Source organism: Blastomonas ursincola, from assembly GCF_013607875.1.
GTDB lineage: Bacteria > Pseudomonadota > Alphaproteobacteria > Sphingomonadales > Sphingomonadaceae > Blastomonas > Blastomonas ursincola.
Genome location: NZ_VDES01000001.1, coordinates 507,013 through 519,757, shown reverse-complemented (window position 1 = coordinate 519,757; position 12,745 = coordinate 507,013). Strand labels below are relative to the sequence as shown.

The following is a 12,745-nucleotide window of genomic DNA, read 5'->3' as shown; positions in this document are numbered from 1 at the left end:
CGACAAAGGACACCGCCATGGGCCTTCCCCGCAAGCTGAAGAACTTCAACCTCTACAACGACGGCAACAGCTACATGGGCCAGATCGCTGAATTCACTCAGCCCAAGATCGCCCTGCAGATGGAGGAATGGCGCGGCGGCGGCATGCTCGGCCCGGTCAAGCTCGATATGGGCTTGCAGCTTATGGAGGCCGAGTTCACCAATGGTGGCCTTGTTCTTCAGGCCCTCCGGCAGTTCGGTACGCCGCGCGTTGATGGCGTGCTGCTGCGCCTGGTCGGGGCCTATCAGCGCGACGATGGCAGCGCCGTCCAGTCCGTCGAGACGGTTATGCGTGGCCGTCATGAAGAGATCGACATGGGCAACGCCAAGGCCGGCGAGGATACCGAGCACAAGTTCAAGCTGCCGCTCTCCTATTACAAGCTGGTGGTCGATAACCGCGTCGAGCTCGAGATCGACATGATCAACGCGATCTTCCTGGTCGACGGCATCGATCGCTACGCTGAAATCCGCGCCGCCATCGGCCTGTAAAACCCCTTTCGATTCCGCGCGCGCTGCCATTGGGGGACGGCGCGGGCGGGGCAGGGCCGGGGGTATGTTAGGTGCCCCCGGCCCGATCCATCCTCCCCCTGGAATGTGAAGGCTCCCCCAGATGACCAACGAAACCACGTCCCCCGCCACCAGCGCCGGCACGTCGCGCTTCTCTGACCCGATCGACCTGCTCGAGCCGATCGTGCGCGGCGAGACGAAGATCACCAGCCTGGTGCTGCGCAAGCCCAAGTCCGGCGAGCTGCGCGGCCTGACCCTGCAGGACCTGCTCACCACCGATGTCAGCACCATCATCACGCTGGTGCCCCGGATCTCCGATCCGATCCTCACCGATGCCGAGGCGCGCGATCTTGACCCGGCAGACCTCGCCGAGATTGGGGGCGCGATCCGTGGTTTTTTTCTGACTCGGGCGGAACGGGCGCTGATCGAGAGGATGACGTCCGGGGAACCGGTGTCGACGAACTGATCGCCGATATTGCCGCGATCTTCCATTGGCCGCTGTCGGAACTGGAGGCGCTGGAATTTGAGGAGCTGATCTACTGGCGCAGCAAGGCGGTCGATCGATGGAACCGGATGCACTGCGGCAAGGATTGATGAGCGGATGGAGCGAGAGACGTGAGCAACAAGCTGTCGCTGCTGGTCAGCTTCATCGGGGCTGACAAGCTCTCCGGATCGATCCGCAACATCACCGGTGCCAGCAAGAAGGGCTCGATCGCGCTCAAGGCGATGGGTGATGAATCCCGCCGCCTCAAGCGCGAGCTCGCTGATGTCGGCAGGCAGATGCAGTCTGCCACCGGCAACGTCACCGCGCTGATCAATCGCGAGCGCGATCTCGCCCGCCAGCTCGAATTCTCCAACCGCCAGATCGAGCAGCAAAAGGCCAAGCTGGGGCAGCTCGCCGCGATCGAGCGCAAGACCGCCGACCGCAAGGCCATGGCGTCCAATCTGATATCGTCGGGCCAGTCGGACATTGCCCAGGGCGCATCGCTGCTCGCCCCGCTGATCCTCGCCACCAAGGCGGCGGCAGACTTCACCACCGGCATGGTCGATATCCAGCAAAAGGCGGACCTGTCCGACGCGGCCACCCAGCGCCTGCAGAATACGATCGTCCAGGCGGCACAGGCATCAAAGCAGTTGCCGGAGAACATGCGCCAGGCGGTCGATGTGCTGGCAGGCAAGGGTCTCGATCCCCGCAAGGCCGTGCTGCTCGCGCCTGCCATCGGCAGGCTCGGCACCGCATTCCGCGTCGATCTGGGCGACGGCGCTGCTGCGGCGTATGCCAATCTCAACAACCTGAAGGTGCCGATCAGCCAGACGAGTGCCGCGCTCGATGTCATGGCAGCAAGCGGCAATATGGGCGCGTTCGAAATCCGCGACATGGCGCGCCATTTCCCGGCGCTCACCGCGCAGATGCAGGCGCTGGGGGCCAAGGGCGTGCCGGCGGTGGGACAGCTGTCTGCCGCGCTGCAGATCGCTGAGAAGGGCACCGGCAATGCCGACCAGGCGGCGAACAACATCCAGAATCTGCTGACCAAGATCAACGCGCCTGCCACGGTGAAGGCCTTCGAGAAGAATTTCGGAATCGACCTGCCTGCCGCGATGAAGAAGCTCGAGGCCCAGGGCTATGACACGGTCGAGAGCATCGCCATGATCACCAAACAAGCCACCGGCGGTGACCTGAAAAAGCTGGGCTATGCGTTCGAGGACATGCAGGCCCAGGGCGCGCTGCGCAGCCTGATCCAGAACCTCGACGAATATCGCACCATCCGCGACAAGTCCCTGAAATCCAGCGGTGTCATCGACAAGGCGTTCGATCAGCGCGTGCTCAAGGATGCCAATGTCAGCTGGGAGGCGTTCAAGGGCACTGCGTCGACCTTGGCCATCACGCTCGGCACCACCCTGCTGCCCATCATGACCGAGGCGCTGTCTCAGGTCGGCGGTATCGCCATGGCGGTGTCGAACTGGGCGCAGGCTAACCCCGAGGCAGCGGCGACGATCATAAAGCTGGTCGCGGGTCTCGCCGTCTTCAAGCTAGGGCTGGGGGCCGCGAAAATCGCCCTCGGGGGCATCATCGGTCCGTTCGCCACCGCATGGGGCTGGTTTCAGAAGCTGCGCGCGCTGGGCGTGCTCAGCAAGGGCCTGTGGCTGCTGCGATCGGGTGCCTGGGTAGCTGGCCAGGCGATCATGTTCCTTGGCCGCGCGATGCTCGCCAACCCGATGATTGCGCTGGTCGCCGGCATCGCCTTCGCCGCCTATATGATCTATTCCCATTGGGACACGATCAAGAAGACGTTCAACGGCGCGCTCGCCCATATCCGCAGCTTCGTGAGCAACATGGGGCCGATCGGCAAGGCGATCGTGCAGGGGCTGATCTCGGGCATCCTCGGCAACCCTATGGGCGTCTTCAATGCCCTCAAGCGCATCGTCGGGATCGGCATCGACAAGATCAAGGCGTTCCTCGGCATCAAGTCGCCGAGCCGCCTGTTCATGGCGCTGGGCGGGCATGTCAGCGCCGGCATGGCAATGGGGATCGATGGGGGAAGGGGGCGCGCAATCCAGTCGGCCCAGCGGCTTGCAGAGGGTGTCGCCAAGGGTGGCATGCCTCGCCTCGCCGCAGCCGGCGCACCAATCCGGTCTGCAGGGGCAGGCGGAGCATCGGCGGCAGCTGCAGCAGCATTGACACTCTATCTCACCATCAACGCGCTGCCCGGTCAGGACGTGAACGAACTGGCCGAGCTGGTGGTGAAGAAGATCGACCAGATGATGGGCGTCCGCCGCCGCTCCAGCTATGAGGATGATTGATCGATGCGATTCCCGCCCTCGCTGAATCTGCCGTTCGACAAGGCCCGGGGTCGCATCGACCAGGTGCGCTCTGACGCCCGCAGGCTCGATGATCTTTTCGGCGCGCTATCCGCTACGCCCACGCGCGATACCTCGGCCCTGCGCACTGCGGGCCTGCCGCAGGGCACCGAGCTGATGGTGCTCGGCATGTTCGTCTTCGGAATGAAAAGCCTTCCCTATCAGGAATTCCAGCGCCGCATGAGCTGGAGGCATGCGACCAGCGAGCGGCACACAGAGCGCCCCGCGGCGCAATATGTCGGGCTCGGCGAAGACACGGTCAGCTTTACCGGCGTGCTGGTGCCCGAGGTCGCCGGCAGCTTCAGCGCGATCGATAACCTGGTGGACATGGCCAGCACTGGCGACAACTGGCCGCTGCTCGATGGCGCGGGCCAGATCTGGGGCTGCTATCGCATCGAGAATATCGACCTCAAAGGCACCTCGATCATCGCAGGCGGAATCGCGCGGCGCACTGAATTCGCGGTCGACCTGGTGAGGCAGGATTAACTGCTATGGTGGCCAACAAGGCAGCTTGCCGCCTGGTGCTCGACAATGGCGTGGACCTGTCGAGCCGGGTCAACCCGCGCATCATTGACCTAACCCTGACCGAGAAGCGGGGGGATGAGGCCGATACGCTCGATCTCACCATTCACAATCACGATGGCCAGATCGCCCCGCCCAAGGTCGGCAAGGTGCTCAAGCTCGCCCTGGGCTGGGAAACCGGCGACGATGTGTTGCCCGGCATGGTGGACAAGGGCAGCTTCAGGATCGACGAGGTCGAGCGGAGCGGCCCGCCCGACATCATCACCATCCGCGCCCGCTCCGCCGATCTCACCGGCGACTATCGCACCCGCCGTACCAAGAGCTGGGTCGATACCACGCTTGGCACCATCATCCAGACGATCGCGGGGGAGAACGGCTTTTCTTCGCGCATCACCGGCGAGCTGGCCGCGATTCCCATCAAGGCGATCGAGCAGGCAGGCAAGAGCGACATGGCCTTCGTTCGCGATCTCGGCCGCCGCTACGATGCCGTCGCCACGGTCAAGGCGGGCACCCTCATCTTCATGCCATTGGGCTCCAGCACCACCCCAAGTGGCAAGGCGCTGCCCACCCTACGGCTGACCAAGGTCGATGGCTGGAGCTGGAGCTTCCGGCATGAAGAGCGCACCGGGGCCGATGGTGCCAGCGCCGAATATCACGATCAGGATGCGGGCCAGCGCAAGACCGTCACCACCGGCGGCAGCAAGCCGAAAAAGCTCAAGAAGGTCTATGCCAGCAAGGCCGATGCCGAGAAGGCCGCGAAGAGCGCTGCCGACAAGGCCAAGCGAACCGCCTATAGCTTCACCTATGATCTCGCCTTCGGGGATCCGGCGATTACCCCCAACATGCCCGTCGAGCTCCAAGGCTGGGACAGCGAGATTGACGGCATGAAGTGGCTGGTCGGGGAGGTAACGACGCGGTTTGGAGCAGGCGGGTTGGTGACCGCGATCAAGCTGGAGAATGCGGTTGGTGGTTAATTACCGCTAGCTTGGAGACTGAATGAGCAATGAAATCGAGCAAGATCAGACCACTTATTGTCTCTTTTGTTTGCCGAGCTTCTTCAACTTTTTCCTTTGTATGGCTTCGGCGCGGCGTCTTTCAGCGCGGCTCATCGGTGCCTGCGTTTCTGATGGGCTTTGCCGTTGCAAATTTTGTATGGCTGCCAATTCACGCAGCAGACGTGTCTGCTCTCGGGACTCTTCTGCGATCCTCTCGGCAGCTTCGGCTTGCTTCGCGGAACTCTTTGCAGACAGCTGATAAGCTGATGTCTGCTTCTGAGTCTCTTGCAGAATCATCTCGTGCAGTTCGGTTTGAGTGCGAAGCTCGCCTAATGTCTCGTCTCCGTCGACCTCAGATGAATAGAGGGCCCAAGCGGCCAGGGCGATAGAAATTATATTAAGTAGTCTATCAATTGAAACGCCATTGATTGCAGCGGTTCTAAAGAGAGTGGCCAATGTGCTGTTAATTGTCTCGGCTTGTTCTAATGCTTGGTCATGGGTGAGTTCGCCTCTAGCGGCCGAAGATACCACGTCTGCAAAGGCCTTAACCGATGCCCGCGTCACCCCCGGCGCGCGGAATGCAGCCATCGTGTCGCCAAAAAAATCGTAGGTGCCCGCTTGGTATTCCGCCCTGCCACCGCATCGCGGGCAGGTTTCGCTCCCCGAAATTGTTGTGTTGAGTGAGTTCGTCAGCGTTATCATGCGGGCTGTGCCGCGATATCCGCATTGGCCACAGCGCATTGGTATCGACATTAGTGCTCCCCTACGCAGTTCACCGCGATAGGCGCCGTTGGCTCTGCCGCGCACCAGATCAATCCATCGCCATCCCAGACATGCGTGGATGTGCAAACCAAGGATTGGCCGCTGGCGACGGCGAGCATGGCAGCAACAACGATCAACTCTGTAAGTCCCTTACTGCCTCGATCGCCGCTACAAGCCATTCATGTTCGTCTGACGTCACGGTTCCGTCCGAACTCACTACCGCTGCCATCGCGTTTTCGAGCAGGCGGCCGACACTCCGGGCCTCTGGATGTTTCGCTAAGCGGGCAAGCGATGCGATGAAGTCTGCACCGTCGGGAGCTAGATTCTCGATCGTCTGCAGAAGCTTGGGGATCGTCTCTTCGGAGCCGCCAAATCTAAGGATGTAGCTGGTGAGCGCGGCTTCAATGGCTTCGCGCTCTAGGGGGTGGAATTCGTCGTCACACTCCGCGAGAAAAACTAGCACTTTCAGAAAATCGAACAGCGCCTTGTCTCCGGTGGTAATCCGTCCGAACGAGCGGCATTCTTCGAAATACAACGCGGGGGACAGAAGTTCGCCAGTTGAAAGCGATACGAGTTCCCTGATCCGGTCTATGCGGAAAGCACGCAACTGCTGTCGTTCGTGGCAATAAGCCTTGATAACCTGTGCGTGTCCATAGCCCTCAATCGACTTGAGCGTGAGCCGTCGTTTTGAGGGTATGCCCTGGGCGTTCGTGTAGAGAACAAAGAAACACCAGCCCGAATACTCTTCTGACGGTGCCAGAGTCGGCCGACTGTCGTCGGCGTCAATCTGGGGGGAAAATCCTGTCGGTGCATGCCGCCTAACTCTTTTAGTGAGCAATGCGTCGACCGACATGTTGGCTTCCTTTCCGCTAGATTTTTCGCATCACCGCAACGACGCGCCCGATGATCGAAAGCTCGCCATCATAGGCAACTTCATCGCGTACAGAGGGGTTGTCGCTCATCAGCTTCACGCCGCCGTCTGGCTGCGGGCGAAGGCGCTTGATCATGCCGGCACCGCCGAATGCCACGGCCCAGATGCGATCGGCCATGTTGAGCGTCTGCTGGGTGGTGTCGATCAGCACGATGTCGCGATCCATGATGGTCGGCATCATCGAATCGCCCGCACCGTGCGCGAAAAACAGATATTGCGGGTGGGCACGGGTGAATTGCACCAGCCAGTCGGCAGGGAACACCCGCTCGACCTCGGTCACCGGCACGCCGTCGATCCAGCTGGCCCCCATGCCATAGTCGAGATCGATTTCCTTGATCCGCACCCCGCCGACCTGGTCGGCAACATCGTCTGCCGTGGGGACGGGGAGGGCACCCTCGCTCGGATCGTCGGTTTCGCCCGTCAGGTATTCGGGCGTGGTCTGCAGCGCGCGAGCGATCTTGTGAAGTTGGGTCGAGCCAGCGGCACGCCCCTTTACCAGGTGCGCGACGCTGGGCTGCGAAATGCCCGCAAGCCGAGCCAGCGCAGTTTGCGTCAGGTTAAGGGCCTTCATGCGCTCAGAGATTCGTTCGGCGATCATTGCCCGCGCACGTTATTCAATCCCGAATAGAACGATACGCAAAGATTCTGATTGACATTGTTATTCAGATTTGAATAATGGGCGGCATGGAAACGAACCCCACCCGCTTCGAAGCCCTCCAAGCCGCTGTGAAAAAGGCAGGCGGGCAGTCCCAATTCGCCCGCGATGTCGGCACCACGCAGCCCACGGTCTGGCGTTGGTTGAACCAGTCGCGGCAGCTTCCGGCTGAATATGTGCTGGTGGCTGAGCGGCTCTATGGCGTGTCGCGGCACGATCTGCGGCCTGACATTTATCCGCGGCCCCCGATCAATCCTGATGGCGTCGAGGACACGCTCGCCCATCCGCTCGAAGACCGGTTCTATGGAATCGACCTTGCCACGCCCCAGCGCATGACGGCGGGTGCCCGCCGGTGAACGTTGCTTCCCCCATTCAGATCGGCCGCTCGCAGACCGGCCCCATGCTCCAGCGTGGCTTTGCGCTTCCCGATGCGCTGGAAGATGAAACCTGGCTCTGCGAACCGGTGGCCGTACGGGAAGGGGCTGCCCCCCTTCAGACAGAACCTGCCCGCACGGCCACTTTTGTCGCCAACGCGTTTGCGCTGGGTCAGGCTTTGGCTGCCCGCACATCTGTTGCCCCCCGGCAGCGCCTCTCGGTGGTCACCCCTGCCCACCGTTCCGGCAAGACCTGGTCTGCCAGCATCCTGCGCGCGACGTCAGCCGGTAAATTCCCCCTTCGCACCGGAGAGGCCGCATGACCGATCGCCGCGACATCGTGCTGCCCCCCGACCAGCAGGAATTGAAGACCGCCTGCCGTGCACTGGTGCGCGCCTTTGGTGGTCAGGAAGCCGCCGCCTCGCGCCTCGGCACCCGCCAGCAGCGCATCAGCGACTGCATCAACCCCCACACCGAAAGCTTCCTGCGCGTCGATGAGGTTGCGGCGCTGGAGCATGAAACCGTGGGGATGCCCGGCCATCCCCATGTGCTCGCTACCCGCGCACGGCAGCTGGGCTATGAGCTGGTGCGCACGCCCACCATCACCGCCACTGGCAAGGATTTGCTGATGCTGTTCGCGCAGCAGAGCAAGGAGAACAGCGACCTCGCCCAGGCGATCGTCGAGACCACCGCCGATGGCATCATCTGCCGCGCGGATGCCGAGCGCATCGTGAGCGAGTGCGACGACATCATCGCCAACGCCATCGCCATGCGCGCCGAGGCGCGGCTGATCATTCGGGAGGCCATCCGGTGAGAGATCGCGAGGGGGAAGGGCTGACCACACGGATGCGCAAGGGCTTCGTGCAGTGCCCGCACTGCAATGCGCCCGCCACGATCCGCACGTCGGAATGGGTCAACGAGACGGTGAAGGACCTGTACCTGATCTGCCTCAACACCGACTGCGGCCATACCTGGAAGGCGCAGCTGGCGGCGGTCTTCACGCTGTCGCCCAGCGCCATTCCCAATCCGCAGATCAACCTGCCGATGGCGCCGAGCGATTATGTCCGCCGGCGTTATCCTGAAAGCGCGCGCGAGCCGGGCAATGACCCCGGCCATGACCCGCGCCAGATTCCCATGTTCGGCTGACCGCGCGTCGGCAGCCGACTGACCTTCCCGATCATCCCCCCGCCCAAGCCGCAACCCGCAATTCCGGGGTCGATGCCCCGCGCCACAAAGGCCCGAGATGAACCTTTCCGATCAGATTATCGCCGACCTGAAACAGATGTTCCGGTTCAAGTCGGCCAAGGGTGCCTGGCTGCAACAGGGCCAGTGCCCGCAGTGCGACAAATGGGAGGCATTCTGCGCCGCCGAGGATCCGAAGATCGTCAAGTGCGGCAGGGTCGAAAAGTGCGGATGGGAAGACAGCGTCCGCAACCTGTTGCCCGAGCTTTTCGAGGACTGGACCCGCCGCGCGCCGCCGACCGAGGTCCACCCCACCGCCACCGCCGACGCCTATCTCTCGGTCGAGCGCGGCCTCGATATCAGCCAGCTCGAAGGCCTCTACACGCAAGAGACCTATTTCGATCGCGAGACCGGGCAGGTCAGTGCCACGGTCCGCTTCCCGCTCGAGAACAACAGCTGGTGGGAGCGGTTGATCGACCGGCCTGGCAGGTTCAAGCGCAAGGCCAATTTCAAGCCCGGCAGCAACTGGAGCGGATGGTGGTGGGCACCGCCGGCAGCGAGCTATCAGCAGCTCGCCTTGGCCGACGACATCTGGTTTGCCGAGGGAATATTCGACGCCCAGGCGCTGCGCCAGGCGGGCCTTGATGCCGTCAGCCTGATGAGCATCAACAACTATCCCGAGCATGCCCTTGCCGAGCTGCGCAGGGCTGTTGCCGATAGCCCCGCGCGCAAGAACCCGCCGCGCCTGGTCTTCGCCTTCGATGTCGGCGCAGCGGGCGTCTCTGCCACCCGCAAGTTTGTGAAGCGGGCGCGCGAGGAAGGCTGGAACGCCACCGCCGCCCAGGTCCGGCCCGATGGCGAGGGGACCAAGCTCGACTGGAACGATCTCTGGCTGCGCCACTCCAAGTTCAACGGCGAGCCCGATCGTGCACCGTTCAGCGAGAGCGCGATCGCGGGCTATATATGGAATGGCGAGGTCACCATCGCCGCCACGCCGCGCGAGAAGGCCAAGCTGATCATCGAGCGCAAGGCGCTCTCCAGCTTCGAATTTCGTCACGGCAACCGGCTGTTCTGGGCCAAGACCACCTATGACGAAGACCAGAAGCCGCAGCTGCAGGTCAACGAGATCGCAAACTGCGCCTTCCGCATCCTCTACCGCGAGCGCGACGATATCGCGGATGAGACCAACTATTTCATCCAGATCGATTTTCCCGATGGGGCCAAGACCGAAAAGGCCCGGTTCAGCAACGCCGCCTGCGCCGCATCATCCGAGTTCAAGAAGCGCCTGCTCGCCTTCGCGGGCATGTGGTCAGGCACCGGCGAGCAGCTGGACAACATCATGCGGCGGCAGATGCGGCAGCTCAAGACCGTCGAGCCCATCGCCTTCACCGGATATTCGCCGCCGCACCGCGCATGGGTTCTGGGCGATCTGGCCGTGCGCGATGGCCGGGTGATCGAGGTCAATCGCGAGAACTATTTCGATCTGGGCAAGTCGGCGGTGAAGCTGCGCAGCGCCGAGCGCATCCTCGATATCGACTGGCAGCCCGATGCGCTCAAGTTCGATTGGGTGCCCCTGGTCTGGAAGGCTTGGGGACCGCGCGGCCTGGTCGCGCTCGCCTTTTTCACCATGTCGCTCTTCGCGGTGCAGATCCGCGAAAAGCACAAGTCGCTCGGCTTTCTCGAGATCACCGGTCAGCCGGGATCGGGCAAGACCACCCTGGTCGAGCTGATGTGGAAGATGCTCGGCCGATCTGGTTACGAGGGCTTCGACCCGAACAAGGGCACCAACGCCGGTGTCACCCGCAACTTCCTCAAGGTCTCCAACCTTCCTGTCGGCCTGATCGAGGGCAATCGCGAAGAGGGGAAGGGGCACCAGCGCCGGTTCGACTGGCAGGAGCTGCTGACCCTCTACAACGGGCGCAGCCCGCGCGTGCTCGGCATGAAATCCTCCGGCACCGAGACTTTCGAGCCGCCCTTCTGGGGCACGATCTACCTGATGCAGAATGAGCGCATCGACGCCCAGCCCGCCGTGCTCGAGCGCCTGATGTCGATGAAGATCGACAAGGCCGAGTGGAGCGATGAGACCCGCGGCGCCGCCATCCAGCTCGAAAGCTGGCCGATGGAATCCATGTCGGGGACGATCGTCCATGTTGTCCGCAAGGAAGCCGACTATCTGGAGTTCTTCTTCCGGCGCTACATCCATCATGAAAGCGGCATGCGCCAGCGCGTGCGCGGCCTGCACAACTCGCGCTGCATCAAGACGCACAGCCAGCTCGCCGCCGCCGTCGATTGCCTCAAACATCTGTTCGATGTTCCCGAGGCGTGGCTCACCAGGACTGTCGAGTTCGTCGACCACATGGCACTCGATCGCCAGGACAGCTGCGGCGGTGATCACCCGCTGGTCGCCGACTTCTGGGAAAAAGTCGATTTCCTGATCTCGCGCGAAGGTCCGAATGCTCACGGCGAAGGCGAGAGCATCAATCAGCATCGGCATGCCGAACGCTTCATGGCGGTCAGCCTCAGCCATTTTGAACAGCGCTGCCGAAATGCCGGGCTTCAGCCGGTCAACATGATGGAGCTCAAGCGTCTGCTGCGCGGCTCCAAATCCCGGAAGTTCATCGCCCAGAAGCAGGTGAACAACCCCGCCGGTCACAACTCGCACTGCTGGGTCTTTGAACAGCCAGCCCAGCCAGCAGCCTCCACCCGCTCACCCCAGAAGGAGATGGCATGATGCCGCACGTCAACCCGATTCACGATGAGCTTTGCCGGTGCCGCGACTGCAAGCCGCCGCGCCTGCCCGATGGCCAGCTTTATGATGCGATCGGCCAGCAGGTTTCCCCGGTCGATAGCCGTGCCGAGATCGCCCGCGATCGCCTTGCCATGGGCGCCATGGGACTGGTCGCCGTGCTGGCGCTCGGCCTGCACTGGGCGGGGTGGGCGTGATCATGGGACGCCCGATCAGCCGCCCCGAACTGGCCGACGAAAGGCTCCGCATGCGGGTTCGCAACCTGCCAACCCAGCTCGAGCGTGCGCGCGCTCGCGTTCGCCAGCTCGAGCAGCAGGCGAGGGAGTGGAAGCTGCACGATCTCATCCAGGAGCGCGCGCAATGAGCCGCCGCCAGCATATCTGCGACGTGCCGGGATGTACGCACACCCGCCAGCGTTGGCAGCGCATCTGCGATCTTTGCTATCCGCAGCTCCCTAGCGCCATCCGCAACAACCTCATCCGCGCCCATGCCGAAAAGCGCATGGCCGACTGGCGCAGCTGGAAGCGCAGGGCGGGCGAGATCATCGCTGCCCGCCGCGCCGCGCGCGCACCCTCCACCCGATGGACCTCCCAAAGCGCCTTCGACCTGCAGGCGCGCATGCTCGGTGAAAGGACCGATTGATGAGCATGCGTTTTGGGAAGGTCATTGCTGCTGGTTTGCCTGACCGCCCCTTCATCTCGCGCGAGCTCGACCGCCGCATCGCCAGCGCCGAGGCCGCGATCGCCGCCGGCAGGATCGACCCGGAAACCGCCGAGGCAAACATTGCCCCCTGGGCGGCGGCAGAGGCCTGGCTGGCAGGGCACCCGGTGCCCGGCACCAGTCCGCGCAACGGCGACACCCGCGCCGCGGATATCTGCCCCATCGATCGCACGGTAGAAGCGGTCACCCGCGCGCGCGATGCGATCGAGACGGAGATCCTGCGCAAGGGCAGGGAAGACCTGGCCGAGCACTGGCGCCAGCTGTCCAAGGCAGTGCACCAGCTCGAACGGCAGCGGGATGGCATGGCCGCGTGGCAGGCGATGGCAGCCGGTCAACCCGCAAAGCCGCCGATCGGCAAGCCAGCCCTGCCGCCCATGGCCCCCAGCAAGCTCGCCGACATGTTCGACGCCAATGGCGATCCCATCCCCCTGCCGTCGCAGCAGGCTGCCTGACG

Annotated in this window: 18 protein-coding genes; 15 read left to right on the top strand and 3 right to left on the bottom strand. The window is 63.1% G+C overall.

Going from position 1 to position 12,745, the window contains the following annotated elements; genetic code table 11:
• Positions 1-17: 17 nt before the first annotated feature.
• From FG486_RS02510 to FG486_RS02485, 6 genes are all read left to right on the top strand, one after another.
• Positions 18-527, top strand: a complete 510-nt coding sequence (locus FG486_RS02510) for a phage major tail tube protein (RefSeq protein ID WP_181266312.1) — start codon at positions 18-20, stop codon at positions 525-527.
• 121 nt (positions 528-648) lie between these two features.
• Positions 649-1,011: a phage tail assembly protein gene (locus tag FG486_RS02505; protein ID WP_181266311.1), complete on the top strand. Its 363-nt coding sequence runs from the start codon at positions 649-651 to the stop codon at positions 1,009-1,011.
• Positions 1,008-1,139, top strand: a complete 132-nt coding sequence (locus FG486_RS18250; protein WP_194249841.1) for a GpE family phage tail protein — start codon at positions 1,008-1,010, stop codon at positions 1,137-1,139. The genes FG486_RS02505 and FG486_RS18250 overlap by 4 nt, the downstream gene beginning before the upstream one ends.
• A gap of 21 nt (positions 1,140-1,160) precedes the next feature.
• Positions 1,161-3,347, top strand: coding sequence for a phage tail tape measure protein (locus FG486_RS02495; protein WP_181266310.1), 2,187 nt, complete (start codon positions 1,161-1,163; stop codon positions 3,345-3,347).
• Positions 3,348-3,350: 3 nt separating this feature from the next.
• The gene (locus FG486_RS02490; RefSeq protein WP_181266309.1) at positions 3,351-3,890 is read left to right on the top strand and encodes a phage tail protein; all 540 of its coding nucleotides are present in this window, start codon (positions 3,351-3,353) and stop codon (positions 3,888-3,890) included.
• A 5-nt stretch (positions 3,891-3,895) separates the two neighbouring features.
• Positions 3,896-4,900 (top strand): contractile injection system protein, VgrG/Pvc8 family, encoded by a 1,005-nt coding sequence (locus FG486_RS02485; protein ID WP_181266308.1) that lies wholly within the window; start codon positions 3,896-3,898, stop codon positions 4,898-4,900.
• Between the two features lie 54 nt (positions 4,901-4,954).
• Here FG486_RS02485 and FG486_RS02480 read toward each other — a convergent pair whose 3' ends face one another.
• The 3 genes from FG486_RS02480 to FG486_RS02470 form a co-directional block, all read right to left on the bottom strand.
• Positions 4,955-5,623, bottom strand: a complete 669-nt coding sequence (locus FG486_RS02480) for a hypothetical protein (RefSeq protein ID WP_181266307.1) — start codon at positions 5,621-5,623, stop codon at positions 4,955-4,957.
• 193 nt (positions 5,624-5,816) lie between these two features.
• On the bottom strand, positions 5,817-6,536 hold the full coding sequence (locus tag FG486_RS02475; protein WP_181266306.1) for a WYL domain-containing protein: 720 nt from the start codon (positions 6,534-6,536) through the stop codon (positions 5,817-5,819).
• Positions 6,537-6,552: 16 nt separating this feature from the next.
• The gene (locus tag FG486_RS02470; protein ID WP_277816955.1) at positions 6,553-7,212 is read right to left on the bottom strand and encodes an XRE family transcriptional regulator; all 660 of its coding nucleotides are present in this window, start codon (positions 7,210-7,212) and stop codon (positions 6,553-6,555) included.
• A gap of 77 nt (positions 7,213-7,289) precedes the next feature.
• Here FG486_RS02470 and FG486_RS02465 point away from each other — a divergent pair, with 77 nt between their 5' ends.
• The 9 genes from FG486_RS02465 (at position 7,290) to FG486_RS02425 (ending at position 12,743) form a co-directional block, all read left to right on the top strand.
• A complete protein-coding gene (locus tag FG486_RS02465; protein WP_241695562.1) occupies positions 7,290-7,625 on the top strand; it encodes a YdaS family helix-turn-helix protein in 336 nt (111 codons plus the stop codon).
• Positions 7,622-7,966 carry a hypothetical protein gene (locus FG486_RS02460; RefSeq protein WP_181266304.1) on the top strand — a complete coding sequence of 115 codons (345 nt, stop codon included), beginning with the start codon at positions 7,622-7,624 and terminating at the stop codon, positions 7,964-7,966. The genes FG486_RS02465 and FG486_RS02460 overlap by 4 nt, the downstream gene beginning before the upstream one ends.
• Positions 7,963-8,457, top strand: coding sequence for a phage regulatory CII family protein (locus FG486_RS02455; protein WP_181266303.1), 495 nt, complete (start codon positions 7,963-7,965; stop codon positions 8,455-8,457). The genes FG486_RS02460 and FG486_RS02455 overlap by 4 nt, the downstream gene beginning before the upstream one ends.
• Positions 8,454-8,789, top strand: coding sequence for an ogr/Delta-like zinc finger family protein (locus tag FG486_RS02450; protein WP_206678353.1), 336 nt, complete (start codon positions 8,454-8,456; stop codon positions 8,787-8,789). Before FG486_RS02455 ends, FG486_RS02450 begins: the two co-directional genes overlap by 4 nt.
• Positions 8,790-8,886: 97 nt before the next feature.
• Entirely contained in the window at positions 8,887-11,556 is a 2,670-nt protein-coding gene (locus tag FG486_RS02445; protein ID WP_181266302.1) for a toprim domain-containing protein, read from the top strand.
• Positions 11,553-11,768, top strand: a complete 216-nt coding sequence (locus FG486_RS02440; RefSeq protein WP_181266301.1) for a hypothetical protein — start codon at positions 11,553-11,555, stop codon at positions 11,766-11,768. Before FG486_RS02445 ends, FG486_RS02440 begins: the two co-directional genes overlap by 4 nt.
• Positions 11,765-11,935: a hypothetical protein gene (locus tag FG486_RS02435; protein ID WP_181266300.1), complete on the top strand. Its 171-nt coding sequence runs from the start codon at positions 11,765-11,767 to the stop codon at positions 11,933-11,935. Before FG486_RS02440 ends, FG486_RS02435 begins: the two co-directional genes overlap by 4 nt.
• Positions 11,932-12,213 carry a hypothetical protein gene (locus tag FG486_RS02430; RefSeq protein WP_181266299.1) on the top strand — a complete coding sequence of 94 codons (282 nt, stop codon included), beginning with the start codon at positions 11,932-11,934 and terminating at the stop codon, positions 12,211-12,213. Before FG486_RS02435 ends, FG486_RS02430 begins: the two co-directional genes overlap by 4 nt.
• Positions 12,213-12,743 carry a hypothetical protein gene (locus FG486_RS02425; RefSeq protein ID WP_181266298.1) on the top strand — a complete coding sequence of 177 codons (531 nt, stop codon included), beginning with the start codon at positions 12,213-12,215 and terminating at the stop codon, positions 12,741-12,743. The genes FG486_RS02430 and FG486_RS02425 overlap by 1 nt, the downstream gene beginning before the upstream one ends.
• The last annotated feature ends 2 nt before the right edge of the window (positions 12,744-12,745 follow it).

Excerpts from the sequence above, each read along its gene's own strand:
- FG486_RS02510 (WP_181266312.1), top strand. The coding sequence starts at position 18 with ATGGGCCTTCCCCGCAAGCTGAAGAACTTCAACCTCTACAACGACGGC.
- FG486_RS02505 (WP_181266311.1), top strand. The coding sequence starts at position 649 with ATGACCAACGAAACCACGTCCCCCGCCACCAGCGCCGGCACGTCGCGC.
- FG486_RS02490 (WP_181266309.1), top strand. The coding sequence starts at position 3,351 with ATGCGATTCCCGCCCTCGCTGAATCTGCCGTTCGACAAGGCCCGGGGT.
- FG486_RS02485 (WP_181266308.1), top strand. The coding sequence starts at position 3,896 with ATGGTGGCCAACAAGGCAGCTTGCCGCCTGGTGCTCGACAATGGCGTG.
- FG486_RS02480 (WP_181266307.1), bottom strand. The coding sequence starts at position 5,623 with ATGATAACGCTGACGAACTCACTCAACACAACAATTTCGGGGAGCGAA.
- FG486_RS02475 (WP_181266306.1), bottom strand. The coding sequence starts at position 6,536 with ATGTCGGTCGACGCATTGCTCACTAAAAGAGTTAGGCGGCATGCACCG.
- FG486_RS02470 (WP_277816955.1), bottom strand. The coding sequence starts at position 7,212 with ATGATCGCCGAACGAATCTCTGAGCGCATGAAGGCCCTTAACCTGACG.
- FG486_RS02465 (WP_241695562.1), top strand. The coding sequence starts at position 7,290 with ATGGGCGGCATGGAAACGAACCCCACCCGCTTCGAAGCCCTCCAAGCC.
- FG486_RS02455 (WP_181266303.1), top strand. The coding sequence starts at position 7,963 with ATGACCGATCGCCGCGACATCGTGCTGCCCCCCGACCAGCAGGAATTG.
- FG486_RS02445 (WP_181266302.1), top strand. The coding sequence starts at position 8,887 with ATGAACCTTTCCGATCAGATTATCGCCGACCTGAAACAGATGTTCCGG.
- FG486_RS02440 (WP_181266301.1), top strand. The coding sequence starts at position 11,553 with ATGATGCCGCACGTCAACCCGATTCACGATGAGCTTTGCCGGTGCCGC.
- FG486_RS02430 (WP_181266299.1), top strand. The coding sequence starts at position 11,932 with ATGAGCCGCCGCCAGCATATCTGCGACGTGCCGGGATGTACGCACACC.
- FG486_RS02425 (WP_181266298.1), top strand. The coding sequence starts at position 12,213 with ATGAGCATGCGTTTTGGGAAGGTCATTGCTGCTGGTTTGCCTGACCGC.